The 24,686-nt window shown below is 65.4% G+C and carries 21 protein-coding genes; 5 read left to right on the top strand and 16 right to left on the bottom strand.

The window, feature by feature from the left end; translation table 11 throughout:
• Positions 1 to 61: 61 nt before the first annotated feature.
• The 9 genes from DWF74_RS27400 to DWF74_RS27355 all read right to left on the bottom strand — a co-directional run bounded on the left by DWF74_RS27400 (position 62) and on the right by DWF74_RS27355 (position 10,134).
• Complete coding sequence (locus tag DWF74_RS27400) at positions 62 to 478, bottom strand: fascin domain-containing protein (protein ID WP_047285711.1); 417 nt, start codon at positions 476 to 478, stop codon at positions 62 to 64.
• A gap of 324 nt (positions 479 to 802) precedes the next feature.
• Positions 803 to 1,096 (bottom strand): DUF3144 domain-containing protein, encoded by a 294-nt coding sequence (locus DWF74_RS27395; RefSeq protein WP_102864173.1) that lies wholly within the window; start codon positions 1,094 to 1,096, stop codon positions 803 to 805.
• 205 nt (positions 1,097 to 1,301) lie between these two features.
• Positions 1,302 to 2,420, bottom strand: coding sequence for a site-2 protease family protein (locus tag DWF74_RS27390; protein ID WP_115582107.1), 1,119 nt, complete (start codon positions 2,418 to 2,420; stop codon positions 1,302 to 1,304).
• Positions 2,421 to 2,738: 318 nt separating this feature from the next.
• Positions 2,739 to 3,767: an RNA 3'-terminal phosphate cyclase gene (rtcA, locus tag DWF74_RS27380; RefSeq protein ID WP_115582106.1), complete on the bottom strand. Its 1,029-nt coding sequence runs from the start codon at positions 3,765 to 3,767 to the stop codon at positions 2,739 to 2,741.
• An 8-nt stretch (positions 3,768 to 3,775) separates the two neighbouring features.
• Positions 3,776 to 4,564 carry a nucleotidyltransferase domain-containing protein gene (locus tag DWF74_RS27375; protein WP_108542823.1) on the bottom strand — a complete coding sequence of 263 codons (789 nt, stop codon included), beginning with the start codon at positions 4,562 to 4,564 and terminating at the stop codon, positions 3,776 to 3,778.
• Positions 4,565 to 4,580: 16 nt separating this feature from the next.
• Positions 4,581 to 5,225, bottom strand: coding sequence for a hypothetical protein (locus tag DWF74_RS27370; RefSeq protein ID WP_240321971.1), 645 nt, complete (start codon positions 5,223 to 5,225; stop codon positions 4,581 to 4,583).
• Positions 5,226 to 5,243: 18 nt separating this feature from the next.
• Positions 5,244 to 6,587: a PBS lyase gene (locus DWF74_RS27365; RefSeq protein WP_115582105.1), complete on the bottom strand. Its 1,344-nt coding sequence runs from the start codon at positions 6,585 to 6,587 to the stop codon at positions 5,244 to 5,246.
• A gap of 4 nt (positions 6,588 to 6,591) precedes the next feature.
• Positions 6,592 to 7,818 carry an RtcB family protein gene (locus DWF74_RS27360; RefSeq protein ID WP_115582104.1) on the bottom strand — a complete coding sequence of 409 codons (1,227 nt, stop codon included), beginning with the start codon at positions 7,816 to 7,818 and terminating at the stop codon, positions 6,592 to 6,594.
• A 765-nt stretch (positions 7,819 to 8,583) separates the two neighbouring features.
• Positions 8,584 to 10,134, bottom strand: coding sequence for an RNA-binding protein (locus DWF74_RS27355; protein ID WP_115582103.1), 1,551 nt, complete (start codon positions 10,132 to 10,134; stop codon positions 8,584 to 8,586).
• Positions 10,135 to 10,338: 204 nt separating this feature from the next.
• Between DWF74_RS27355 and rtcR the strand changes: the two genes are divergently transcribed.
• Positions 10,339 to 11,931, top strand: a complete 1,593-nt coding sequence (gene rtcR / locus DWF74_RS27350; protein ID WP_115582102.1) for an RNA repair transcriptional activator RtcR — start codon at positions 10,339 to 10,341, stop codon at positions 11,929 to 11,931.
• A gap of 284 nt (positions 11,932 to 12,215) precedes the next feature.
• On the opposite strand, the gene DWF74_RS27345 is transcribed toward rtcR, so the two are convergent.
• Positions 12,216 to 12,635, bottom strand: coding sequence for a PaaI family thioesterase (locus tag DWF74_RS27345; RefSeq protein ID WP_060843155.1), 420 nt, complete (start codon positions 12,633 to 12,635; stop codon positions 12,216 to 12,218).
• 196 nt (positions 12,636 to 12,831) lie between these two features.
• Between DWF74_RS27345 and DWF74_RS27340 the strand changes: the two genes are divergently transcribed.
• Positions 12,832 to 13,629: a DUF4349 domain-containing protein gene (locus DWF74_RS27340; RefSeq protein WP_102880000.1), complete on the top strand. Its 798-nt coding sequence runs from the start codon at positions 12,832 to 12,834 to the stop codon at positions 13,627 to 13,629.
• A gap of 154 nt (positions 13,630 to 13,783) precedes the next feature.
• Here DWF74_RS27340 and DWF74_RS27335 read toward each other — a convergent pair whose 3' ends face one another.
• Positions 13,784 to 14,377: an ATP phosphoribosyltransferase regulatory subunit gene (locus DWF74_RS27335; protein ID WP_115582101.1), complete on the bottom strand. Its 594-nt coding sequence runs from the start codon at positions 14,375 to 14,377 to the stop codon at positions 13,784 to 13,786.
• 354 nt (positions 14,378 to 14,731) lie between these two features.
• Positions 14,732 to 15,823 carry a DUF1615 domain-containing protein gene (locus tag DWF74_RS27330; protein ID WP_115582100.1) on the bottom strand — a complete coding sequence of 364 codons (1,092 nt, stop codon included), beginning with the start codon at positions 15,821 to 15,823 and terminating at the stop codon, positions 14,732 to 14,734.
• Positions 15,824 to 16,290: 467 nt separating this feature from the next.
• Here DWF74_RS27330 and DWF74_RS27325 point away from each other — a divergent pair, with 467 nt between their 5' ends.
• Both DWF74_RS27325 and DWF74_RS27320 read left to right on the top strand, forming a co-directional pair.
• Positions 16,291 to 16,905, top strand: a complete 615-nt coding sequence (locus tag DWF74_RS27325; RefSeq protein WP_102864163.1) for a LysE family translocator — start codon at positions 16,291 to 16,293, stop codon at positions 16,903 to 16,905.
• Between the two features lie 63 nt (positions 16,906 to 16,968).
• Positions 16,969 to 18,519 (top strand): FAD-dependent oxidoreductase, encoded by a 1,551-nt coding sequence (locus tag DWF74_RS27320; RefSeq protein ID WP_115582099.1) that lies wholly within the window; start codon positions 16,969 to 16,971, stop codon positions 18,517 to 18,519.
• Here the strand turns inward: DWF74_RS27320 and DWF74_RS27315 are convergent.
• Positions 18,506 to 19,363: an SDR family NAD(P)-dependent oxidoreductase gene (locus DWF74_RS27315; RefSeq protein ID WP_102864161.1), complete on the bottom strand. Its 858-nt coding sequence runs from the start codon at positions 19,361 to 19,363 to the stop codon at positions 18,506 to 18,508. The two genes, DWF74_RS27320 and DWF74_RS27315, sit on opposite strands and share 14 nt — an antisense overlap.
• 198 nt (positions 19,364 to 19,561) lie before the next feature.
• Here DWF74_RS27315 and DWF74_RS27310 point away from each other — a divergent pair, with 198 nt between their 5' ends.
• A complete protein-coding gene (locus DWF74_RS27310) occupies positions 19,562 to 20,470 on the top strand; it encodes a LysR family transcriptional regulator (protein ID WP_115582098.1) in 909 nt (302 codons plus the stop codon).
• A gap of 55 nt (positions 20,471 to 20,525) precedes the next feature.
• Here the strand turns inward: DWF74_RS27310 and DWF74_RS27305 are convergent, their stop codons facing one another.
• The 3 genes from DWF74_RS27305 to DWF74_RS27295 form a co-directional block, all read right to left on the bottom strand.
• A complete protein-coding gene (locus DWF74_RS27305; protein WP_115582097.1) occupies positions 20,526 to 23,000 on the bottom strand; it encodes a TonB-dependent siderophore receptor in 2,475 nt (824 codons plus the stop codon).
• 104 nt (positions 23,001 to 23,104) lie between these two features.
• Complete coding sequence (locus DWF74_RS27300) at positions 23,105 to 24,076, bottom strand: FecR domain-containing protein (RefSeq protein WP_115582096.1); 972 nt, start codon at positions 24,074 to 24,076, stop codon at positions 23,105 to 23,107.
• Positions 24,073 to 24,594 carry a sigma-70 family RNA polymerase sigma factor gene (locus DWF74_RS27295; RefSeq protein ID WP_102864158.1) on the bottom strand — a complete coding sequence of 174 codons (522 nt, stop codon included), beginning with the start codon at positions 24,592 to 24,594 and terminating at the stop codon, positions 24,073 to 24,075. Before DWF74_RS27295 ends, DWF74_RS27300 begins: the two co-directional genes overlap by 4 nt.
• Positions 24,595 to 24,686 lie beyond the last annotated feature (92 nt).

The raw sequence follows: 24,686 nt of genomic DNA, 5'->3' as shown, positions 1-24,686 counted from the left end.
GCGAATGACCGTCACCGTCTTGCCCCGGCCAGCGCCAGGGAGCTACCCAATCACCCGGGCATCAACCTTCCAGAACCAGCATGAACTGGCTGAACCGGTCGATCCCGTCCTTGGACAACTGGAGCCCGGTCTCGCCCATCCGCGACATCCATTTGCCGTTGTCGCCGCGCAGGGAAACCTGTCCGCTGGCGGTATCGATGGCATAGGCGAATTGGCAATACTGATCGATGCTGTCCTTGGACAACTCCAGCCCCGTCGCCCCCATGCGCGACATGAACTTGCCTGTGTCGCCCTGCAGCGCGAGTTTCTTGTCGGTGCCGATTTGCACCAGCACCACCCGGAACTTGCAGTATTGGTCGATGGAGCCCTTGGAAAGCTCAAGCCCCGTCGCGCCCATCCGCGACATATAGTTGCCCGAGTCGCCGCGCAGCGAGATGACACTACCGTTTTCAATGACACGCTGTGGAATGACGATCATGGTTGGCACTCCTTGCTGATTGGATGTGTTCCTGTCTGTCGCGGGGCCTGAAGCCACCGTGCCATCGGCCTCCCTGAGGAGGAGGTACGACGCCCGGCAAGACTTGCCGCAGGCGCAGTGTAGTTGAGCCCCTGGCGGCGCTCGGGATGGCCGCAAGACAACAGGACCAACGGTTGCCGTGGTCCTGGAACACTCAGATCAAAGGGTTATGCAAGGTGGGCGGCAGACAACCCGAGGCGATAAGTGCCCGGGTTGCAGCGCGGCAGCAAGCGACTGCCCGACAGTCTCACGAAAGCGGCCCAGGCAAGAGCGCATCGACTGTTTTCAATCCGGATTGGCGTTCATGTACCGCGAGTAGTTCTCGACGTAGTCGGTGAGGTTCTCCTCCAGCATCAGGCGGAACTCCTCAAGGAAATAGTCCACCGCCTGCTGCTTGGACGCCGCCAGCTCCTCGGCATTACGGCAGCCACAGGCGCTGACCCAGGCGCTGAAGCGCGCATTGGCGTACATCAGCGAAGCGCTGGCCTTGCCCCGGCTGCTGTCGGCGATGTGGGAGTTGGTCAACTCGATGATGGCATCGGCGCGGTTGTAGAAATCCTGATCCGGTTCGTTGGCCACGGGGCGTTCCTCTGGCTGGTAGGGAAAATAAGGCGCCGGAGTATAAGAGGTTTGCCGCCGCGAACCGATTATTTTCACCCCGCCCACTCCCCCATCACACCGGAAACCGGCTGGGCGCTGCACAGACCTTGGTCCCCCTGCGGCAAACCTTCGCAGGCAAGCCCGCGCCAGCACAACGGCCTATTCGATGCCGGGGGCCGGACCTTTAGCGGCCTGGTGCCGGCAACGCCCGCAGGTATTCGGCCAGCAGCGCTTCGCTCTTGCCCTGGGCCAGCACCACGCTGTTATTGGCCGCCTGCAGCGCCTGCTGCAGATGATGCTCGCCCTGCTGCCGGTCGCCCTCCAGGAAGGCTTGCAAGGCCAGGCAGCGCGGTCGCAGCCAGGGCGCATTCCAATCCACTTCGGCGCTCATCGGGGGGCTGTTCAAGGGGGCGACGTCACGCTGCACAAAAGCGCGGCAGAAGGCCAATTCGCTACGCAACAATTCGATCAGGCCACTCATGCCGTTCAGCTCCGTCGCCCGGGCCACCAGCAGCTGTTCCAGCGCCTGTTCCATCTGCACCGCGGCCGGCCAGTCACCCTGATCCTGCAGGGCATTGAGGCGACAGCCGAAAGCGAGCAGCGGCCCGGGCATGGCGCCTTCGGCCAAACGCTGCAGATCTTCCTGCGGCAACTCCGCGCTGGGCACCCCGGCCACGGTCTGGGCCAGCAGGCGCGCCTGGGCCAGTTCCGGGCGTTGATCGTCGCGATGCATAAACCAGCCCAGCAGGAGCATGCCGTCGCTGGGCGACACCCGCCAGGCCGGCATCAGGTTCCCCAGGCCCATGGCCAGATTGATCGCGGCGAACGCCAGGGCCATGGCCCCGGGCACCCCGGACCAGGACAGCCCGAGCCCCAGGGCAGCGGCGCCCAGCAGCAGGTTCAGCAGCGGCCCGCAGAGGACCACCACCATCCACTGCCGCCGCAGCGGGCGTTGCAGATTGCTCACGGCAATCACATAACCGCCCAGGCGATTGCGCTTGAGCTGCGGCGCCCAGCGCAACCGCCAGCCGCGTCGCTGCACCTGGATTTCCACCGCGGCCACCCGCACCTGCAACACCGGCATTGCGCACCCGCGTGCCCCCAGGTAATGCCCGCCCTCATGCACCACCAGCGCGACCACCCCCAGCAGCGACGCCAGGAACATCGCCAGAAAGGGCTGCAACCCGGACTTGATGGTGAACCCCAGTATCAGCGCGGCGATAAACCAGCCACTGAGCAACACCACGCGTTGCAGAAACGTCAGCAGTGCGTTCAAGGCCTTGAGCCAGGTATTGCCATCCATTGGGTACATCCTTGTGAGAAAACCGACACCAGCGCGGGCGCGCAGACTGCCAGTTTCGCCGGTACAAACTCAACTGCCGCTGCAATCTGTCGCCCTCACCCCGCCTACTGCAGAAGCGGGGGGCCGCCGAGGGGGCCGCCAGCAAGCCAGTGCCTGTGCAGATGCGCAGGCCGACGGCGCTTCAGGCAGCAGCCCGGAGTCGCGACACTCCAGGCCGAGGCGGATCAGGATCGCCGCACTGTCGCTGAGGATACGGCCGTCAGGGTGGCCATCTGCAACAGCGGGTTGAGCCGCGCCAGGGCCTCGCGCCCCGGGCTGTCATCCCAGGCCGTGGCACTCCATCCGCAACAGGTGCGCGCCCAGCGAACGCGCCTCGATGCGCACCGGCAGGAACGCTTCAATCACCCGGATGTTGCTTTCCAGGTGCTCGGTCATGCGCGGCGTGGTGAAACTGCCGCCGCCAGCCAGGGCCATGGGCAGCAACAGTTGATCGGCCAGGTGCTCGGCCACCGCGGCGCCGGAATCCAACCAGTCACGGGCCTGATCGATGGCAAGGTCAGCGACCTTCTCCGCCCGCAGGCTGTTCTGAGCGAAGCCGCAAAACAGCTCGGTCAGGTGCTCGAAGGCGAACTCCAGCAACAACACATTGCCCGGGCCGTATTGTTCATCCAGCTGCACCGGGGTGAGGTGCTCCCGCGGCAGTTCCAGGCGATTGTGCACCCGACGCAACTCGCGCTCCGCCACATGCTCGGGCAGGCCCGCGCTCAGCGCCCAGGCCCGGCTGCCCAGCAGTGCGCCACGCTCTTGCAGGTGCAGGGGCTGCAGCACCGACGGCTGGACAAAGGCCTCCAGCTCGCCACCGCCGGCCGGGACAAAACCGTGGCGCAGCAGTTGCAGCTCGACCCGCCCGCCCATGCGCCGCAGTAACGGCAACCAAGCCTGCTGGAGGAAATCCACTGGTGGCGCCAGGGGGTTATGGGTGCCGCCGCTGATGCTCACGCGGCTGGGTTGCGGTGCATGCAACAAGGCGGGCAGCAGGGTCTGCAGCACCAGGGTGCAACTGCCCGCCGTGCCGATGGCGAAGCGGTAGTCGCCGCCACGGATCGGCCCCGGTTCGAAGGTCAGGGCCTGGGAGCCGAGTTCGACCCCCGAGGTCTTGGCGCCACAGACCTGGGCCGCGGCCTGCACCGCCGTCAAATGCTGACGCAGCAGCCCCGGGCGGCTGCGCCGGGCACGAATATTATGAATGCGCAGGGTCTTGCCGCTGAGCATCGACAGGCTCAAGGCGCTGCGCAGTACCTGGCCGCCGCCGATGGCGCCGTCCAGTTCGATGACTTCCTGTTTCATTTCATTCCTCAGGCGTAGTGCCGGACCGTTTCCCGCAGGTAGGCGTCCAGCAACGCATTGTCTTCATGGGTGCGCGCCAGTTTCGGCACCGGGCGTTCCAGCTCGGCGGCGATAAAGGCGTGCAGTGCCGGGCGTCGCGGCCCGTAGGCGGACTCCTCGGCGCTGCGTTTCAAGGCCAGCAGCTCGGCCACTTCGTCCAGCAGCGGTGGGTGGTCGACCGTGGTCAGCAGGTCGGCGAAGGTCATCGGCGGTCGGCCGCGGCCTTGATCGATCCAGCGCACCGCGAGCAAGGGCCGCAGTACGTAGAAGTACTTCTTGAAACGCACGCTGTCGCCTTGCAGGTAACCGCGAAAGTTCTTCTTGGCCATCGACAGATAATGATTGCGCGCTGCCGGCGGGCTGTAGAACGCCTCCGCCAGCTCCCGCAGGCGCGCGGTGGCGGCCGCTTCGCTGCGATACACCAGGGGCGAATCCAGCCATTCCAGCAGGGTCGGGTTGGACTTGCGCAACAGCCCGAGGGTCTTGCGCAGTTCCCAGCCGCTGATGTCCAGCTCGTCGTCCAGGGGCCGCTCGATCACATCGCGCCCGGCATCCACCTGGATGAACCATTCGGGCTTTTCCACGTAGACGAAACGCACGTCGTAATCACTGTCGGTGGAGGCAAAGCCCCAGGCCCGACTGCCGGATTCGCAGGCGTACAGCACCTGCACATTGCGCTCGCGCTCGATCCGCGCCAGCTCGGCCAATACCCGCTCGCGCATGGCGCTGCTCAGGGGATGACGCTCCAGGTGTTCCATGATCCTTTTTCCTTGTTCAATCGGTGGCGCTGGCAGCCAGCACACTCAGGGTCCGGCGCACGGGGTTCCACACCGTCAGGCACCAGACGCCCCACCACTCCAGGCCTTCGTCGAAATAGTCACTCCAGGGCTGCAGGTGCGGGCCCATGTCCGGCGCCTGACAGTCCAGTTCCAGGTTGCCTACCCAGTTGATCACCTGGGGCTGCTGTTCGGGGTCCAGCCCCAGCACGTCCAGCCATTGGCCGTATACCTGCCGCGTCTGTTCGGCGCCGCCGGGGAAATGCAGTCCGTATGGCGGCTGGCGAAACGCCCGGTACAAGGCCAGCTCCTGCTGCTCCAGGTTTTCGCAAACCAGCTGCCGGACCTGCTCCTGGCTGAGCACCTCAGGCACCGCCCGCTCCTGCTCCCAGCGCATCGACGTCAGGCCGACGTCGGCATAGCGCGGGTCCTGGCGCAGTTGCTCCCAGCGCTCGCGGCGTTCGGCCATCAGTTGCAGGTACAGGTGCTGCAAGCCCCGGCGATGCAGGGCTTGATCCACCACCGCCTCGGGTTCGACCGCCAGCAGCACAAAATCGAAGACGCAATACACCTCCTTCAGTTGCTGGCGTAGCGCGCGGCAGTGTTCATCTTCTATTCGGGTCAACAGTGGCCGCGGCTGCATAAAGGCGCTCTCCATTTTTCAAAGCAGGCGCTGGGCTGTACCTGCGGGCAATTCACCGGCTGCCTCCATGGCCTGCAAGCGCTGCAGCATGGCTTCGCGCAGCGGCTTGGGGGTGACCGGGTCGAACATCCCGTAGCGGCTATCGCACCAGTGCGCCAGGGTCTGGCGCCAATAGGCGGCGTCGCTGCCGCCCTGCCCCAGGCGCCACAGCAGGTATTCCAACTGGCGCCAGCCCGGCTTGAGGGCCAGCAGGGCCCAGCGCCGCGCCTTCGGCAGGTCGTGCCAGTGCTGGTCCAGACGCTGTTCCAGGGCTTCGTCGAACACCGCCCAGGGTTGCTCGTGCAACAGGCCCAGGGCGCAGTTGAAGACCTTGTCCGAGGCGTCGTCCAGGGCCGCCAGTTGCTCGGCCATGCCACGCTCGCCCAGGGTCTGCAGGGCCAGCAGGCGCACACTCGGCGCCGGCGAGGCCAGGGCCTGGCGCACCATGGCATCGGCCATGGGCTCCTGCAGTTCCTTGACCAGCCCCAACAGCCCCAGCCAAGCGCGCTTGTTCCGTGGTGCCGGCTGTTGCAGCCGTTGCAGCAACACCTCGCGCGGGTCCAGCCCGTGACGGGGCGCGGCCCAATGGGCCAGGCAACGCAAGGCCCCCGAAGGGTCCAGCAGGGCCTGACTCAGATACTCACGAGGATCGGCCAGCAACGGCAGCAGCAAGCGCAGCGCCTTGACCCGCACACTGGCCCCACAGCTGTGCATCACCTCTTCCAGCAGGGGCACGGCCTGCCCGGCGGGCAGCTCGGCGCAGGCATCCACGGCCATCTGCCGCACGCTGACTTCGCTGTGGCGCAAAGCCCGGGCCAGCAGCGCTGCCCGATCCTGCGCCCCTTCGAGCAACAGTTCGAAGACAAAGCGCGCGGCCTTGCCCCGGCAATCACCAAAGGCGTCTTCAACTACTTCGCGTACCTGGGCCAACTGCAACACCGAACGCGCCCGTTCCAGGGTCGCACCGTGATCGGCGCGCTGTTTGCCGGCCAGGGCCAGCAGCGGCTTCAGGCTCTGCAACAGCAGCTCGGCGCGCTCTGGCGCCAGATACCCCTCGACCGCCGCAGCGGCCTCCTGGCGTACCTGGGGCACCCAATCGTTGAGACGCTCCAGCAAGGCCGCCAGGGCCTCGGCCGAAGGCTGTGCGGCCAGGCCGCGCACGGCGGCCTGACGCACGAAACCGTTGCCGAAGCGGCTCAGTTCCAGCCAGGCGCTGTGCCGGTCCAATTCGTCCATCACCTCCCGCACGCGGCGGGCTTCGTAGTCGCTCAGCTGGTAATGCCAGCCGGGCGGCGCCGCTATCAAGGCGTCCATGTCGTCCATTGTTCTACCCCTTAACGCACACCACCTGACGCAGGGTGTGCAGCACTTCCACCAGCTCGCGCTGGGCGTGCATCACTTGGTCGATGTCCTTGTAGGCCATCGGGATTTCGTCGATCACCGCTTCGTCCTTACGGCACTCCACATGAGCGGTCGCGCGGATCTGGTCGGCCAGGGTGAAGGTGTTCTTGGCCTTGGTGCGGCTCATGGTACGCCCCGCGCCGTGGCTGCAGGAGCAGAACGCCTCCTCGTTACCCAGCCCGCGAACGATGAAGCTCTTGGCCCCCATCGACCCCGGAATGATCCCCAGCTCGCCCTTCTTCGCCGACACCGCGCCCTTGCGGGTCACCAGCACCTCCTCACCGAAGTGGCGCTCCTTCTGCACGTAGTTGTGGTGACAGTTGACCGCCTCCAGCGCCACTTCGAAGGGCTTGCTGATCACCTTGCGGGTGGCCTGGATCACCAGTTGCATCATCAGCTCACGGTTCTGCCGGGCGAAATCCTGGGCCCAGGCCACGGCTTCCACGTAATCCTCGAAGTGCTGGCTGCCTTCCTCGAAGTAGGCCAGGTCACGGTCCGGCAGGTTAGCGATATGTTGACGCATATCGGCCTGTGCCAGATGAATGAACAGGTTGCCGATGGCGTTACCTACGCCACGGGAACCGCTGTGCAGCATGAACCAGACCCGGTTGGCCTCATCCAGGCAGACCTCGATGAAGTGGTTACCGCCGCCGAGGGTTCCCAGGTGCTGGCGGTTGTTGCTGTTGGCCAGGGCCGGGTACTTATCGGTGATCGCCTTGAAGCGCGGGTGCAGCGCAGCCCATGCCTGGTCAGTCTGCTGCGGCACATCGCCCCAGGCGCCCTTATCGCGACCGCTACGGGGCGAGGTACGACCGTGAGGCACCGCGGCCTCGATGGCGCTACGCAATCCGGCCAGGTTATCCGGCAGGTCCGAGGCGGTCAGCGAAGTACGGGCGGCGATCATTCCGCAACCGATATCCACCCCGACCGCGGCCGGGATGATCGCGCCTACGGTGGGGATCACGCTACCGATGGTCGACCCCTTACCCAGGTGCACGTCGGGCATCACGGCCAGGTGCTTGAAGATGAACGGCATCTTCGCGGTGTTCATCAATTGCTGGCGGGCTTCGTTTTCCACGGGCACGCCCTGGGTCCACATCTTGATCGGCTTGCCGTTGGCCACTTCCAGCAGTTGGTAGGTTTTGTGTTCCATGTCGTTGACTCTTTTTCCTGTGGCCGCTGATCCGGCCTTGTTCATTAGGGTGTGTAGGAGCCGGGGGCGCAGAAGACGATCTCAAGGGTCTCTTCGCTGGCAAGCCAGCTCCTACGGAATTTCGGTGTTCGGTACAGACGGCGACAAGTGAAGGTGGAACATGCAGCGCGCTCTGCCTCTGAGCTAGCACCTTGCGGTGAACGGGACTCGAACCCGCGACCACGCTGTCCTGTAGTTCCACCGGCATTCGCCGGGTCAATCGGTGCAGGCCGGGCCTGCGGGCAGCGACAAGGGAACAGGCACATTTGCTCTACCGACTGAGCTACAGCCTTACGGCTGGCGGGGCTCGAACCCGCGACAAAATGTAGTACCCGTGGCATTCGCTGCCATCCCGCCGAGGCGGGAAAAAAGATGCGACGACAAGAGTCGATGGAACAATGCGTTCGTGTTCTGACCATTGAACCACGGCGCCGTTTTCCAGCACCGGCGGGAATCGAACCCGCATCCCGAACCTGGGATGTAGTTCCATCCGCATTCGTCGCAGAAACTGCAAAAAAGGTGGCACGACAAAAGTAGTGACTGATGGCCGGATTCGAACCGGCTTAACCAGGATGTACAGCCACTGGCATTCGTGCCCTCACCGGCCCTGACAAAATTTGCTGAGACGCCTTTGGATGTAGTCACAGCGGCATTCAGGGCCAATGATCAAAAAATCTGTGGTGTGCGCCGGCTGGCCGGCGCACGGTTTATCTCATGTTCCAGCGATCAGAGCGGCATCGCCTCGATTGCCTTGACCCAGTGCTGCGCACCGTAGTTGCCCGCAGTGAACTGCTCGATCACATCGAACACCGCATCACTGAAGCCGCCGACGTTGAGGATGTCCTCGCGGTCTGGCGCCTGGGTCGTGGCCCCCGGTTGCATGTCGATGCACACCAGCTTCGCCTGCGGGTTGATGGCCCGGATCCGCTCCCACTGGCGCATCGTTTCCGTAGCGCCGTGGCGCCGCGCATCGATCCACGACTCGTTGTCCGAGACCAGGATCAGGGTGTCCACGCGGCTCTTGGCGTTGGCCAGTTGAGCCAGGGGCGCCGAGCAGTTGGTCCCGCCTCCGCCGATGTTGGCCAGCTTCTGTGCATTGCTCATCACGCTGTCCCGCGGGTTGAGGTGGATGTTCACCACACCCCGCTCGAACGGCATGACCCGCGCCGCCGGCTGCTTGCGCAACACCGCCGCCGCCACCAGTGCCGCCACATCGATGCAACGCACCGCCGTGGTGGCGCCCTGGCGATAGCCGGTGACCGGGCTGTGCATCGAGCCCGAGACATCCGGGCAGACCACCACGTGGCCCGCCAGCGCCGGCACGTTGGCCAGGGACAGCTCCAGGGCATCCTGCAGCGCCTCGCGGACCGCTTGCGGTACGTCCTCGCCCGCCATGCGGTAGGCCGCCAGCAACTGGTACGGGTAGACCCGGGCCTTGGCCACCTCCCCCGCATCCGCCAGCCGCGCCGCCACGTACTCGGTGCAACCCGGCACCTGGAACGCGCCGTGGCGGGCCAGGGTGTTGAGGTTCATGCGCAGCCCCTGCCAGCCCATGTTGCGGGCCTGTGCCGCCCATTGTCCGGCACTCAGTGTCTCGTTGCCGAGCAGCTGGAACGGCACCTGCGGCACTTCCTGTGTCGCCCCGCTGCGAAACGCCAGCAGGTCGCGGGTCAACTCAGGCAACGCCTGCACATCCACCGGCTTGCCGATCACCCAGGCAAAGAAGGCTTCGCGCCAGGCATCGCTCGGCTTGGGGTGAACCATCTTCAGCACGTCCGCCAGGGAGGGCTTGGTGCCGATCGAAGCCTGCAACAGCTGACGCTCGCTGGCCGTGTTCAACCAGTTCTGCACCAGGCGCTTGGGCTGCGACCCCAGGGATTTGCGCCCGGTCACGCCGCTGCGCAGGATCTGCACGAAGTTGCGCAGCATCTTGCCGTTGTCCACCACCTGGGCGAACAGCTCCGGCACCAGGGCCGAGCGTTGCGCGGTCAGCGCCGCCAGCAGCAGCGCCGGCATGTCTTTCATATGGCCTTGCTGCCGAGCGTAACGGGCGGCCTGGGCGACGAAGCGGCTGTCCAGCTCGCTCACCAGTTGCAGCACCGCGTCCAGCTGGCCTTCAGGCGAGGTGTAGAAGGTCGAGTTCAGGCAACCGGTGACCGCCAGCTGGGCCAGGCGATGCTTGGCGTTGTAGGCATAGGCCGGTGCCTTGGAAGCGTTCAGGGTGGTGCTCGCTGGCGCTTTTGCCTGTTGTGTGTTGAACAGCTGGAAGTTGGCCATCTTGGCGTCTCGCTCTGTTGTCTCGTTCGTTGCCAGATACATTGCAGCCGCTGTGCCAGGTTTTATTTTTCCAGCAAATTATTTTTTAACTTATTGATTTATAACGGTTTTATTTTTATTCACTTTTTCACTGGCCATTCGACAAGACAAACGACTCGATATTTTTATATCTTTGCCTATCGCTTTTTATCTTCAGGTATAAACATGTCGAGCAAGCCCACGGTCGCCATCGGTTTTATTGGTTCCACCCTCGATCGCGTCGGCAAGGGCGCCAATCGCTGGAGCCATTGGCGGCCCACGGTCGGTCTGTGCCAGCAGCAGGACGTGCTGATCCAGCGCCTGGAACTGATCCACGGCCTGGACGCCCGGGATGTCAGCCTGGCCGAACGGGTGGCCAACGATGTGCGCCAGGTGTCGCCGGAAACCGAAGTACGCCTGCACCCCATGGGCTTGAAGAATCCCTGGGATTTTGAAGAGGTGTACGGCGCCCTCCACGACTTCACCAGCGCCTACCCGTTCGATACCGAGCGCGAGGATTACCTGGTGCACATCACCACCGGTACCCACGTGGCGCAGATCTGCTGGTTCCTGCTGACCGAGGCGCGCTACCTCCCTGCCCGGCTGATCCAGACCTCGCCGGCCCGGCGCCGCGACCCCAGCGAACACGCCACCGGCACCCATGCGCTGATCGACCTCGACCTGTCGCGCTACGACCGCATCGCCTCGCGTTTTGCCCACAGGCGCCTGGAAGGCCTGGCCTTCCTCAAGTCCGGGATCGCCACCCGCAACCCGACGTTCAACCGCTCCATCGAGCAGATCGAACGGGTCGCGGTGCGCTCCAAGGCACCGATGCTGCTGATCGGCCCCACCGGTGCCGGCAAGTCGTTCCTGGCCCGGCGCATCTATGAGCTCAAGCGTGGGCGGCATCAGGTGCAGGGGCGTTTTGTCGAGGTCAACTGCGCCACCCTGCGCGGCGACGGTGCCATGTCGGCGCTGTTCGGCCATATCAAGGGCGCCTTCACCGGCGCCCAGAACGCCCGGGAGGGCCTGCTGCGGGCGGCCCACAGCGGCATGCTGTTTCTTGATGAAATCGGCGAGCTGGGACTGGACGAACAGGCCATGCTGCTCAAGGCCATCGAGGAAAAGCGCTTCTTCCCCATGGGCGCGGACCAGGAAGTGGAGAGTGACTTCCTGATCATCGCCGGCACCCACCGCGACCTGCGCGACCGGGTGGCCCAGGGCCTGTTCCGCGAAGACCTGTATGCGCGGATCAACCTCTGGACCTTCAACCTGCCGGGGCTGGCCGGGCGCCGCGAAGACATCGAGCCGAACATCGACTTCGAGCTGGAGCGCCACGCCCGGGAGCAAGGGCAACTGGTGCGTTTCAACCTGGAGGCGCGGCGCCGCTACCTGGCCTTCGCCAGTTCCGGCGAAGCGGCGTGGCTGGGTAACTTCCGCGAGCTGTCGGCGTCCATCACCCGCATGGCCACCCTGGCCGACAGCGGACGCATCGACCAGGCCCAGGTCGAGGAGGAAATCCAGCGCCTGCGCCACGCCTGGGGCCTGGAAAATACCGAGGATGAACTGCAGCAACTGTTGGGCGACGAGGTAGAGCTGGACCTGTTCGACCGTCTGCAGCTCAAGGCGGTGATTGCAGAATGCCGTCGCGCCGACAGCCTGTCGGACGCCGGGCGCCGGCTGTTCAGCGTATCGCGCCAGGGCAAGGCCAACCCCAACGACGCCGATCGCCTGCGCAAATACCTGGCGCGCTTCGGCCTGGACTGGAAGCAGCTGTAGCCGCTGCCGCAGGCTGCGCACGGCCCGTAGGGACGCAGGGTTCTCAAGACCGACAGAGCTCCGACGAGAGATCGCCAAGCAAGGTCCTGCGGACCTTTGCGCAGCTTCGCCATGGCTCAGCAGCGGCTACAGAGCCCATGCCGATCCGGGATTTGTGTAGCCGCTGCCGCAGGCTGCGAACGGCCCGCAGGGACGCAGGGTTCTCAAGATCGATAGCGGTTTGGCTGGGGATCGCCAGGCAAGGTCCTGCGGACCTTTGCGCAGCTTCGCAGGCTCAGCAGCGGCTACAGGGCTGCGGTTGGGACGGCGAAGACGCCGCTGGCCCGGGCCACTTCACGCTCGCCGACTCGCAGCACCACGGTGGCAAAGGCCATCTGCCGGCCGCGCTTGGCATGCTCCAGGCGCACCTCGATCCATTCCCCGACCTGCACCGCCCCCAGGTAGTCGAGGGTCATGCTGGCGGTGATCAGCGGCAACGGCGGCTCGCTGGAGAACGCCATGGCGTAGCCCATGCCGATGTCCGCCAGGGTGGCGATGATGCCGCCATGCACCGTGCCCCGGCCGTTGGCATGGCGGGTGTCGGCGCGCAGGCCGAGGCACAGTTCACGGCCACTGCCACGCCCATAGACCGGGCCGATCAGCTCCAGCAGCGGGCTGCTGCGAGGCCAGGGACTGAAGCCCGGGGGGATGTCCGATTCGCTCATGAGGTTCTCCTTGAACCGCTGGGTAACGAGGGTTGCACAGGGCGACAGGTGTAGCCCTGATTGACCACGGTGCCCATGAGCATCAGCCAGGCAAATGGATGAAAATAACTTGCGCCGCGATCGTGGTGATCCCGGGAACAGCGGTAAGATGCGCGCCTGCGCTCTGGCCGCAGTTTCAAGTACTCAAGGAGCCTCCATGCAACATCAGGACGATCACCCTGCCATCCGCCGCCGACTGGCCTTTGCCTTCTTCGGTGCCCTGGCCCTCAGCGCCTGCTCCCCCAGTGATCACAACAGCTCTGCGGTGGCCCTCGGTGGGGCCCAGGGCAAGGCCGGCGCCCTGCTGGCCTACGAGCACGAACTGACCCTGTCCCTGCCTGCCGAACAAATCGGCCCGCACCTGACACAAACCCGTGAAGCCTGCGAAAAAGCCCAGTTCGGCCCCTGCAACATCTTGCTCCTGGAGCAAGGCCCGTACCGCGCCCGGGTGGTGCTGCGAATCGTTCCGGAGGGGGTCGAGCCCATCGTCCAGCAGGCGTCCCAGGGGGCAGAACTGGGGGAGCGCATCACCAGCGCCGAAGACCTGGCCGATGCCGTGGCCGATGTGCAACGCCAGCAACAGCGACTCAAGGCCCAGCAACAGCGCCTGGATGAACTGGCGGCGCGCAAGGACATCAGCGTCAGCGACCTGATCGCCCTGAGCAAGGAGCAAGCGGGCATCGAGAACGACCTGCAAGCGCTGGCCCAGACAGCTGCCGGACAACAGCGTCGCCTGGACACCAACCGCCTGACCCTGAACTTCCTGCCCAGCAACGGCGCCGAACGCGGTTCAAGCCTCAAGCGCGCCTTCAGCAACCTGCTGGACAACCTGTCCGACGGCACAGCCGAAGCCCTGGAGAAAGGCAGCTATGCCCTGCCTTTCGTGATCCTGGCCTTCCCCCTCGCGATGCTGTGGGTGTGGCTGTGGCGCAAGTTCGTCCGTCGCCGCCCCTGAGTTCTGCAGCGCCCTCAAGGGCGCCTGCGCTGGCCAGCCAACTCCTACGGTTAGCCCACACACCGCGCAAGGCCCCGTAGGAGCCGGCTCTCCGGCAAAGAGGCCGGCGAATCCTGCAGCGCTCCCAACGGCGCCTTCGCTGGCCAGCCAGCGCCTACGACTGGGGTTGCAGCGCCAGTTGCAGGCGCTCCAGGCCGATGCCGAATCCGGCACCTTCGCGGTAGGCGCCGGCACCTACCACTTGCTGTTGCGCACCCAACTGCGGGCAACGCACCTCGAAACCTTCGCCATTGAGGTAGTAGGTCAGGCCGCGCTTGACCCCGAGGTTGAGCTCGTACTCCAGGCCCAGGGCATCCAGAAAGCCAACGCACAGTTCCCGCGCGCGCTCCAGCGCCTGCAAGGGTTCGGGGCCCAGTATCTCCAGGCCCAACTGGGTGAATTCTCGATACCGCCCGGCTTGCGGCCGTTCATAGCGATAACAGCGAGCGACGTAGAAAAAGATCGCCTGCTCCCGTCCTGCCAACAGCTCGCGGGCGGTTTCCTGGAACAGTGCAGTGGCTTCCGGAATCAGGCAGCAGGGCCGTCCGGCCTTGTCATTGAAGGCCCACATCTGGCCGATGACTTCACTGCCTCCGGCCTTTTCGATAAAGGTGTCCTGGCCCCACAGCGCCGGGACAATGACTTCTTCAGCACCCGCTTCGATGAAGCCAGCTCCGGAAGCGTCCTTCCAGGGTGCGCAGGGCGGCAGCTTGCGGGCCGGTGATCATTCGAGTGCCACGGAGCATGGTCATGGGTGTTTCCTCTTGGTTTTTGACAGGCAATAAAAAAGGCGCCTTGCAGGGCGCCTTGGTTTTTTTTCATCGACGGTCAGTGATCGCGTTCTCTCGATAACTGACGGCTCGACGCGCACAAGCGACCACGGCCCCGGGGGTGAGGTCGATGGTGATGAAGGCGGGAGTCGAGGCGGAAAAAATTCATGGCGCATCCTGCCACGCGGCCCAAGTGCCTGACAAGCCGCCCAATCATCCGGCACTCGCCGACGAAGAGGCCTGTGGGTCCTGCCGCTGGCAAGCCAGCTCCTGCAACGGGCAGGCCCTTGGGGTTACAGCGTCCTTTGCAGGCAGCGCTGGTAGCGTTCATCCACGCGCTTGGCAAACCAGGCAGTGGTCAACTGGCGGGTGATCTTCGGGCTCTTGAGTTCGATGCCCGGCAGTTGCTGGCGCGGCACGGGTCGGCCCGCCGCGCGGTCGGCCAGGGCAAATACCTGGCGGTACAGCTCGGTCTGGGCAAAGGCCTGGCTGTCGCCCTTTTCCAACTGAGCGCGAATCTGCGGGTTGCGCAGCCCCAGTTGCTTGCCCAGGGTACGCACCGCCAGTTCGGTGCTGCCGGGCAGGAGCGAGTCATAGCGGATCAGGTCGCCATCCAGGGCCAGCTTGATCCCGCTGAGGCGGCTCACCGCGGCCTGGAAAGCCGCATTGCGGCTGGCGTACCAGCCGGCGTTGAAGTCGGCGAAGCGATACAGCGGCTGCGGGTAGTCCACCGGATAACCCAAAAGGTGGGCGATGCCGAAGTACAGGCCACCACGGCGACTGAAGACTTCATGGCGGATTGAGTCCTGCACCGGGTACGGATAACCCTGGGCCTGTTGCTGGGCGAATTCGATGCTGACCTGCATCGGCCCGCCGGTGTGCACCGGGTTGAAACGGCCAAACAGGGTCTGGCCCAGGGGCACCTGGCCGATGAAGTCATCGAAGATCGCACTCAGTTCCTTCTCGCTGCGAGCCTTGGCCAGACGCTGGCTGTAGGACTGGCCGTCCGCGCCGCGCACTTGCAGGGCGGCACTGACCAGCAACGCCGGCACATGCACCTTGGCCGCGCGGCGGTCGATTTCCTCCCGGGCAATGCGCCCCAGGCCCGGCACTGTCGGGTCGACCTTGAAGGTGGATTCCTGTTCGGTCACCGCCAGCACCGCGCACAGGTTGCTCGGGCTCGGCTCAAGGCCCTGGGCGCTGAAGGCCACCTGGATATCCCGGGCCCAGCCCTGGCGGTCGCTGACCTGGGCCGGCAGCAGGCGCAGGATCCGCGCCTGGGTCTGCTCCGGGGTCAGCGTCGGTGCCTGGGGGCCACGCGGGCTGGCGCAACCGGCCAGCAGCGACAGGCCCAGGCAGCAACTGAGAAGACGAGAGGAAATCATGGGACTCCGCAAGAGGGCTGGACGAGGGCCGTGCAAGTAAAGCAGCGGCATGGGGCGTTCGACCAAAGAATGCGAGCGCTGTTCCCGCAACGCCCCTGTAGCCGCTGCCGCAGGCTGCGAACGGTCTGGGCGGCATTCCGTCGTAGGGACGCAGGGTTCTCAGGATCGATAGCGGTTTGGCTGGGGATTGCCAGGCAAGGTCCTGCGGACCTTTGCGCAGCTTCGCCTTGGCTCAGCAGCGGCTACAGGGCCAATGCCGATCCGGGATCTGTGTCACCGCTGCCGCAGGCTGCGAAAGGATGCGGACCCTGAGGCCTATGCGTGATCGACGGGAGATCGCCAGGCAAGGTCCTGCGGACCTTCGCGCAGCTTCGCAGGCTCAGCAGCGGCTACAGGCTAAAATCCTTCTATTGGCGGTGTGGCTGGGTGTACTTTGATGACCCCGCCCTCAATGGAGTGACACCCGGATGTTGACCCTGGATTTTCTGCTTACCAGCCTGATTGTCGTGCTGATTCCCGGCAGCGGCGTGATCCTGACCATTTCCACCGCCCTGGTGGCCGGCAAGCGCGCCAGCCTGTTCACCGCCATCGGCTGCACCGCCGGGATCGTCCCGCACCTGCTGGCCTCGATCCTCGGTCTGTCGGCGATCCTGCACACCAGCGCCCTGGCCTTCCAGGGCCTGAAGTTCGCCGGGGTCGCCTATCTGCTGTACCTGGCCTACGCCACCTGGCGTGATCGCTCGGCCTTTGCCGTGGATAGCAACGCGGTGAGCCACGGCGCCGGCGCGCTGATGCTCAAGGCCTGCCTGCTGAACATCCTCAACCCCAAGCTGACCATTTTCTTCCTGGCCTTCCTGCCCCAGTTCATCGCCCATGACGGCAGCGATCCGATCCCGCAGATGCTGCTCCTGAGCGGCGTGTTCATGGCCATGACCTTCTTCGTGTTCGTGCTCTACGGGTTGCTGGCCAATCTGTTCCGTACCGCGGTGATCGAGTCGCCCAAAGTCCAGAACTGGTTGCGCCGCAGCTTTGCCGCAAGCTTCGCGGGGCTGGGCCTGAACCTGGCCTTCGCCCAGCGTTGACCCCGCGGCAGGCGCCGCCCGCAGTCCGATGCATAACGTTGATCTCGTAGCGAGGGCAAACACATGAACTGCAGCGACGTACTGATCATCGGCGCCGGCCCCACCGGCCTGGTGCTGGCGCTCTGGCTGCGCCAGCAGGGGGTCAAGGTACGGATCATCGACAAGACCCTGGGTCCGGGCACCACCTCCCGGGCCCTGGCGGTGCAGGCCCGGACCCTGGAGCTCTACCGCCAGCTGGACCTGACCCAGGCCATCGTCGAACGCGGCCACCACGTGCCGGCGGTCAACCTCTGGGTCCGCGGCGAGCGGGCCGCGCAACTGCCGTTCAACGCCATCGGCGAGGACCTGACGCCCTACCCCTTCCTGCAGATCTTTCCCCAGGACGAGCACGAGCAACTGCTGATCGAACGCCTGGAACGGCTGGGCGTGCGCGTCGAGCGCGACACCGAGCTGCTGGCCTTCACCGATCACGGCCACCTGATCAACGCTCGCCTGCGTGGCCCCGACGGCCGCGAGGAACATTGCCAGGCCTTCTACCTGGCCGGCTGCGACGGCGCCCGCTCCACGGTGCGCAAGACCCTGGGCAGCGGCTTTCCCGGCGGCACCTACCAGCAGGTGTTCTACGTCACCGATGTCGAGGCCGACGGCCCGAGCATCGACGGCCAATTACACGTGGACCTGGACGACGCCGACTTTCTCGCGGTGTTTCCCCTGGCCCACAGCGGCCGCGCGCGGCTGATCGGCACCGTGCGCGACGAGCGCGCCGAGCACCCGGAAAACCTGCGTTTCGAAGACATCAGCCAGCGCGCCATGCATCAGCTCAAGGTCAACGTCACCCGAGTCAACTGGTTCTCCACCTACAAGGTGCATCACCGGGTGGCCGAGCAGTTTCGCCAGGGACGGGTGTTTCTCCTGGGGGATGCCGCCCACGTCCATAGCCCCGCCGGTGGCCAGGGCATGAACACCGGGATCGGCGACGCCATCAACCTGGCCTGGAAATTGGCGGCGGTGCTCAGCGGCCAAAGCGCCGAAAGCCTGCTGGACAGCTATGAAATCGAACGCATGGAGTTTGCCCGGCGCCTGGTGGCCACCACCGACCGGGTGTTCAGCTTCGCCACCGCCGACGGCCCGGTCGCCTACCTGGTACGCACCCGCCTGGCGCCCCTGCTGCTGCCGAAGATCGCCGCCTTCGACAGTGCCCGGGAGTTTCTCTTTCGCACCGTGTCGCAGATCACCCTGAACTACCGGGGCATGCCCCTGAGCGCCGGTGGCGTCGGCCCGGTGCACGGCGGCGATCGCCTGCCCTGGGTCCGCGACGGCGAGCACGACAACTTCGACAGCCTGGAATACCTGGGCTGGCAGGTGCATGTCTATGGCACCACCAGCGATGCCCTGCGGGACTGGTGCAGCGCGCACCGGGTGCCTTTGCGGATTTTCGACTGGCGCCCGGCCCATGCAGCAGCAGGGCTGGCGCGCAATGCCTTCTACCTGCTGCGCCCGGATACCTACGTGGCCCTCGCGGACCGCTCTGGCGACCCGCGGCTACTGGAGCGCTACTTCCGCGAGCGCGAGCTCTCCCCACACAGCGGCACAGCGCCTCTCAAGCCCCGGTGAAAGGCAGCCTGATCTGCGTCCAGCGCTGGGCGAACTGCTCCGGCGTGGCCGCCCGCACCCGCTTCAGGTCCCGGGGATAATCCACCCCGGGCGCCTCTTGCGGGCGCCAGGCGCTGAACTGGCCGTTGCTGGCCCGCAGGATATAGCCGCTGTCCTGGCACCCCTCGCTGACCAGAAACATCACCCCCGGCGTCACCCAGTCCGGCTTGAGTTCGAGCGGCTCGTCGCTGACGCCCCACATGCGGGTCTTGGCCACCGGCGACACCGCGTTGACCCGAATCCCGTGCTCCGCGCCTTCCTGGCTCAGCGCATTCATGATGCCCACCTGGGCCATCTTGCCCGCGCAATAGGCCAACAGCCCGGGCTGTGCATATTCCGCATACAGGGCGCGGTCGGAAGTGGTCAGCAACAGCCGGGGCGCCGTGGATTGCCGGAGAAAGGGCCAGGCGTGCTTGGCCAGCCAGATCGGCGCATGCAGATTGATCCCCAGCATGCGCTGGAGAAACTCGGCGTCGAGCTCCTCCAGCGCCTGGTAGCCGACCCAGCCGGCATTGTGAATCAGGATATCCAGGCCGCCAAAGGCCGCCACGGCGCACTGCACCAGCCCCCGGCACCCGGCTTCGGTGCTCAGGTCGCTGGTGTCGGCCACCGCCCTGGCGCCGCTGGCCCGCAAGGCCCGCACCGCCTCATGGGCGACGCTTTCATCCATCCCCAGGCCCGTGCCGTCGCTCCCGCAATCACTGATCACCACCTGGGCGCCACGGCTGGCCAGGGCCCTGGCATAACTCAGGCCCAGGCCGCGCCCGGCACCAGTGACAATGGCCGTCCTGCCGCTGAAATCCATCGCTTTTCCTCCTGTTTGAACCTCGGGCCGCTTAAGCCTCAGGCCGCTTCAATCTCAGAGTAACAGCATGAAAATCAACGACTTAATACTAAATTACAGCCCCTGTGAGAGGTTCTGAATATCAAAGAAAAACCTGTGAAACCATGGACCTCCAGGTTTACAGTCCCAGCGGTTCCCCCCAAGCAAGGAGCATTCGCCATGATCGAGACGCGCCTGTTGCGCCAGTTCATCGTCGTCGCCCAGGAGCTGCACTTTCACAAGGCCGCTGCGCGCCTGCACATGGCCCAGCCGCCCCTGAGCCAGGCCATCGCCCGCCTGGAGGAAAAACTCGGCTTCAGCCTGCTGCTGCGCAATCGTCGTGGCGTAACCCTGACCCCGGCCGGGGCGGACTTCCTGCACAGCGCCCAACGCACCCTGGAAACCCTGGAGCAAGGCATCCAACAGGCGCGCGATGTCGCCCAGGGGCTGGCCGGCACCCTGCGTATCAGCAGCCTGTCACTGGCCGGCTACCCGATGCTGCTCGCCAGCCTGCGACGCTTTCGCCAGACCCTGCCTGGGGTGCGCCTGGCGTTGCGGGAAATGCCATCGGCCGGGCAGCTAAAGGCCCTGCTCAACGACGACACCGACCTCGCCTTCATGCGCGACCTGCCGCTGCCCGCAGGGCAGATTGTCTCGCGGCTGATCCTCGATGAACCGATCGTCATCGCCCTGCCCCACGACCACCCCCAGGCCCGAGCATCCGAGGTGGACCTGCAGGACCTGGCCACTGAAGATTTCGTGTTCACCCGCCAGGCCCTGGGCAGCGGTTACCACAACCAGCTGATGGCGCTGTGCACGGCAGCCGGCTTCACCCCGAAGGTGGCCCAAGAAGCGGAGCGCATCCACACCCTACTGGGTCTGGTGGCCTGCGGTTTCGGCGTGGCCCTGGTACCGCAATCGATGGCCGACACGGCGCTGCAAGGCAGCGTCGCCTACCGCCCGCTAAGCGCCGTCGGCACGCAATCCAGGCCGAGCATCGGGCTCTACATGAACTGGCACCGGGACAACCCGTCGCCGCAATTGCAACGCTTCATGGCCCTGCTCGACGCCCACCCGCCCACGGCCTGAAGCGGCCGCGCCCGGTCCCCGCACGGCCAGCACCGGCGCGACCGTCAACCCGACCTCAGAAGTCGGCCTTGACCGACAGGGTGAAGTTGCGCGGGTCTCCGTAGAAGTTGCCGAAGCCTTCGGTACCGATGGTGGTGTAGTAACGCTTGTCCAGCAGGTTGTTGCCGTTGAGCGCCAGGGACCAGGTGTCGTCGATGCGATAGCCGATGCGCCCGTTCCAGATCGCATAGCCGGCCTGGCTGATGTGATTGCCGCTGGTGGGCGAGACCCGGTAGTTGTCGCTTTGCGCGTTGACCCCAGCCCCCACATTGAAGCGCTCCAGGGCACCGCCCAGTTGGTAGTCGCCCCACACCCGTAGCAGGTGCCGCGGTACGTAGGAATTGAACGACTGGCCGTTCTTGCTGCTGTCGGCATCCTCCAGGGTCTTGGTCTGGGTGTAGGTGTAGCCGGCCAGCAGTTGCAGGCGCTCGATCACCTCACCGCTGACTTCGGCTTCAAAGCCCTGGGCGCGGACCTTGCCCGAGTTCAGCGAGCAGGTGCTGTCCGGGCAGGCCGGGTCGTCCTGCTGCGCATCCTCCTGAATCGTGCGGAACAGGCTGAAGGCGCTGTTCAGGCGACCGTCAAACCACTCGCCCTTGATCCCCGCTTCGTAGCTCTTGCCCACCAGCGGCTTGAGAGAGGCACCGTCCAGGGTCCGATAGCTGCCCTGGGGGGTGAAGATGCTGGAGTAGCTGGCGTAGGCCGTGAGGTTGTCGTTGAGGTCGTACAACACCCCGGCGAACGGCGTGACCTCGCCGGTTTCCTTGGAACGGGCGCTGCTGGGGGTGCGGGTGTCGCGCCAGTAGGCCACGGCATCGTTCTGCGACTTGTACCAACTGACCCGGCTGCCCATGACCAGGGTCAGCGGGTCGGCCAGTTTCAGGCGCAGGGTGGAATACAGCCCCTGCTGCTGGATCCGCAGATCAGAGGGGCCGCCCCGGGTGGAATTGCTTTCGTAGTAGCTGGCATCAGGCTTGGGCAGATGGTGATCGGGGTCCAGCACGTTCTGCCGCTGCGGCAAGCCGGCCACAGCATAGAAGTCGTCCTTGATCGAGCGGCTGGCGTTGGCGCCGAAGGTCAGTTCGTGCTCCTGGCCAAAGGCCTGGAAGTGGCCGTCGACATAGGCATCGAAGCCGTAGTCCACCTGATCGTAGTCATAGGTGCTGCCCAGCATCAGGGTGCTGGAGCGGCTGGCACCCACCGGCACCGAACCGCTGGGGAAGGCGTACTCGATGTCCTGGGTGTTGCGGCTGTAGACCCCGGCCACCTTCAGCGCCCAGTCGTCGTTGAGCTGTTGCTTGAGGTCGGCGAAATAGGTCGCGCGCTTGCTGCGCGAGTTGTTCCAGGCGGTGTTCAGGCAGGTGGAACGGCCGAGCTTGAGGTCGCTGCCGTCGCTGTAGCGTGGCAGGCCGCCCCAGCACGGGCGCGAGTCAACGTCTTCATAGGCCATGCCCAGGCCCAGGGTGGTGTCGTCACTGAGGTCGAAGTCCAGGGCGCCGTAGTAGACCTGATCCTTGCGCTCCCCCAGGTCATAGAAATACTGCCGGGTCTGCTGGGTCACCACCGCACGGCCGCGAACGGTGCCGGCGTCGTTCAGCGGCCCGCCGGTATCCACCTGGGCCCGGTAGTTGTCCCAACTGCCGGCGGACATCATCAGCTGGGTGTGGGGCGTGGCCTGGCCGCGCTTGCGCACGAAGTTCACCGAGCCGGCGGTGCCGCCCGCGCCCTTGAGCATGCCGGCGGCGCCGCGCAGGATTTCCACCCGATCATAGAAGGCCATGTCGCTGCTGAAGCTGTCGGCCTGCACGTAGCTGCTGCCCATGTCCAGGGGCACGCCGTCGTACTGGTACTGGCCGGTCATGCGAAAGCCCCGGGAGTAGAAATACTTGCCGCCCATGGGCGAGTCGTAGAGGGTGATGCCCGGGGTCTTTTCCATCACCTGGTCGATGGTGTTGAGGTTCTGGTCATCGAGCATCTTGCGGGTGATCACGGTCACCGACTGCGGGGTTTCCTTCAGCGAGTGCTGGCCCTTGCCGATGGTCACCGCGCCGGTGGTGTAGGAACCGGAGTACTCGGTGGTGGCCCCCAGCTCCTGGCCCTGGACCTGAGTGGTGCCCAGCTCCAGGGTGCCATTGCCCTTGGGCACGGGGCGCAGCACATAGCTGCCGTTACTCTGCGGTTCGGCCTGCCAGCCGCTGCCGGCAAGAATCCGCGCAAAGCCTTCCTGCACCCCGTAATCCCCCTGGAGCCCCGCCGAACGCAAGCCGGCCGTCTGTCGCGCATCGAAGGAGATGGCCGCCCCGGCGGCACTGGCGTAACGGCTCAGCACTTCGGTGAGATCCCCCGCCGCGATATCGAAGCGGCGCACCGCCGTCTGTTCGCTGGCCGCCACCGCAGTCAACGGCAGCAGTGCCGCGCCATACACCGCCAGCGCGCCCCAGAGCCCGACCTTGATGGCCTGGGCCAACTTCGACTTGTGAACTTCAGACATGTTTTGCCTTCCCCCAATCTTGAAAATGAATCCACTGGGGGATGAGCCGGATCAGAATGGGCAAAAGTGCAAAGACCGGAATAATTATTTTTTACCGCTTGGTTTCAGCCGAGGCGGCGCTGGGACACCCGCACCCAATAGCGGGTGTAGCGCTCGATGCGCAGCGAGAAACCGCTCTCAAGCGCCGCCAGGGCGCGGTCGGTGTCATCGATGGGAAAGGCCCCGGAAATCTTCAGGCCGGCAATCTGCGGATCGCACTGCACCACACCCCGGCGGTAGCGCGACAGGTCCGCCAGCAAGTCCTCCAAGGGTCGGTCGAGGGCGATGATGCTGCCCTGGCGCCAGGCGCCTACTGAAGCGTCGTTGGGTTGTAGCGCGGCGAAACTCCGGGTGTTGAAAGCCAGTTGCTGCCCGGCTTCGACCCGACGCACCAGCGCCCCGTTACCCAGGCTGACCTGCACGCCCTGCTCCAGCACCGCCACCTGATCCTCGCGCTCTTCGCTGCGCAACACGAAACGCGCGCTCTGGGCCTGGACCTCGCCGTGGCGGGTGATGATCCGCAATGGCCTGTGCTGCGCATCAACGCCGGCGCTCACCAGCATCTCGCCCCAGAGCAACTGCAACCGGCGCTGCTGACCGTCGAAAGCCACATTCACCGAGGTGTCGGTGTTGAGCAGCAATGCACTGCCGTCCGCCAGGCGCACTTCGCGGCGCTCGCCGACCTGGGTTCGATAGTCCGCCAGCAATTGCTGGGCGCTGTCGCTGCGCCAACCCAGCCAGCCCAGGGAGCCGGCCGAAGCCAGCACCACCAGATTGCGCATCAGCTCACGGCGCGAGCGCCCGGCCCCGCGTAAGGTGGAACCGGCCAGACCGCCAGGCAGGGCCGACATCTGCTCGCCCAGTTGCTGCATGCGTTCCCAGGCCTGGCGATGCAAGGGGTCGGCGGCCAGCCATTCGCGCCAGGCCGCCAGTTCCTGTTCGCTGGCGGTGCCGGAGCGCAACTGCGCATACCAGCGCGCCGCGCCGCTGATGGCCTGGCGCTCGCTCACGCTCAGTTGCAGGTTGGCAAAACTCATGACAGCTGCATCCGCATCTGCATCAGGCAGCAATGCTCCATGGCCTTGGCCATGTAGTTGTTGACGCTGCGCACCGAGATCTGCAGGCGTTCGGCGATCTGCTCGTAGGTCAGGCCATCGCACTGGGACAGCAGGAAAGCCTGCTTGACCCTGGCCCCCAGGCCGTCCAGCAGCCGGTCGACCTCCAACAGCGCCTGGAGCATCAGGTTCTGCTCCTCCGGCGACGGCTGCTCGCCCTCGGGCACCAGGGCCAGGGCCTCCAGGTACGCCTGCTCCAGGGAGCGGCGGCGAAACAGGTCGATCAGCAGGCCATTGGCGATGCGCGACAAGTAGGGCCGCGGCTCACGGATCTCCAGGGCATTGCGCGCCTTGAGCACCCGCACGAAGGTGTCCTGGGCCAGATCGGCGGCATCGAAGGTGTTGCCCAGGCGCTGGCGCAACCAGCCCTGCAGCCAGCCGTGGTGATGGGTGTACAGATCGGTGACGGCACTGCGCAGGGATAAGTCGTCGGCGGGCATGACAATAAGGATTCATATTTGATAATGAATCGCATTGTCATGTAGGGGCGGAAGTCTTGGCAAGAGCCACGAACGCCGGACGACGTTCGTGG

This window comes from Pseudomonas protegens (genome assembly GCF_003363755.1).
In the GTDB taxonomy this organism is placed as follows: Bacteria; Pseudomonadota; Gammaproteobacteria; order Pseudomonadales; family Pseudomonadaceae; genus Aquipseudomonas; species Aquipseudomonas danubii.
Note: the sequence above shows the minus strand (reverse complement) of the source record. Positions and strands in the feature narration are given on the sequence as shown.

Bases quoted from the DNA above. Each gene is read 5' to 3' on its own strand.
- DWF74_RS27400 (WP_047285711.1), bottom strand. From the start codon at position 478: ATGATCGTCATTCCACAGCGTGTCATTGAAAACGGTAGTGTCATCTCG.
- DWF74_RS27390 (WP_115582107.1), bottom strand. From the start codon at position 2,420: ATGGATGGCAATACCTGGCTCAAGGCCTTGAACGCACTGCTGACGTTT.
- rtcA (WP_115582106.1), bottom strand. From the start codon at position 3,767: ATGAAACAGGAAGTCATCGAACTGGACGGCGCCATCGGCGGCGGCCAG.
- DWF74_RS27375 (WP_108542823.1), bottom strand. From the start codon at position 4,564: ATGGAACACCTGGAGCGTCATCCCCTGAGCAGCGCCATGCGCGAGCGG.
- DWF74_RS27370 (WP_240321971.1), bottom strand. From the start codon at position 5,225: ATGCAGCCGCGGCCACTGTTGACCCGAATAGAAGATGAACACTGCCGC.
- DWF74_RS27365 (WP_115582105.1), bottom strand. From the start codon at position 6,587: ATGGACGACATGGACGCCTTGATAGCGGCGCCGCCCGGCTGGCATTAC.
- DWF74_RS27360 (WP_115582104.1), bottom strand. From the start codon at position 7,818: ATGGAACACAAAACCTACCAACTGCTGGAAGTGGCCAACGGCAAGCCG.
- DWF74_RS27355 (WP_115582103.1), bottom strand. From the start codon at position 10,134: ATGGCCAACTTCCAGCTGTTCAACACACAACAGGCAAAAGCGCCAGCG.
- rtcR (WP_115582102.1), top strand. From the start codon at position 10,339: ATGTCGAGCAAGCCCACGGTCGCCATCGGTTTTATTGGTTCCACCCTC.
- DWF74_RS27345 (WP_060843155.1), bottom strand. From the start codon at position 12,635: ATGAGCGAATCGGACATCCCCCCGGGCTTCAGTCCCTGGCCTCGCAGC.
- DWF74_RS27340 (WP_102880000.1), top strand. From the start codon at position 12,832: ATGCAACATCAGGACGATCACCCTGCCATCCGCCGCCGACTGGCCTTT.
- DWF74_RS27330 (WP_115582100.1), bottom strand. From the start codon at position 15,823: ATGATTTCCTCTCGTCTTCTCAGTTGCTGCCTGGGCCTGTCGCTGCTG.
- DWF74_RS27325 (WP_102864163.1), top strand. From the start codon at position 16,291: ATGTTGACCCTGGATTTTCTGCTTACCAGCCTGATTGTCGTGCTGATT.
- DWF74_RS27320 (WP_115582099.1), top strand. From the start codon at position 16,969: ATGAACTGCAGCGACGTACTGATCATCGGCGCCGGCCCCACCGGCCTG.
- DWF74_RS27315 (WP_102864161.1), bottom strand. From the start codon at position 19,363: ATGGATTTCAGCGGCAGGACGGCCATTGTCACTGGTGCCGGGCGCGGC.
- DWF74_RS27310 (WP_115582098.1), top strand. From the start codon at position 19,562: ATGATCGAGACGCGCCTGTTGCGCCAGTTCATCGTCGTCGCCCAGGAG.
- DWF74_RS27305 (WP_115582097.1), bottom strand. From the start codon at position 23,000: ATGTCTGAAGTTCACAAGTCGAAGTTGGCCCAGGCCATCAAGGTCGGG.
- DWF74_RS27300 (WP_115582096.1), bottom strand. From the start codon at position 24,076: ATGAGTTTTGCCAACCTGCAACTGAGCGTGAGCGAGCGCCAGGCCATC.
- DWF74_RS27295 (WP_102864158.1), bottom strand. From the start codon at position 24,594: ATGCCCGCCGACGACTTATCCCTGCGCAGTGCCGTCACCGATCTGTAC.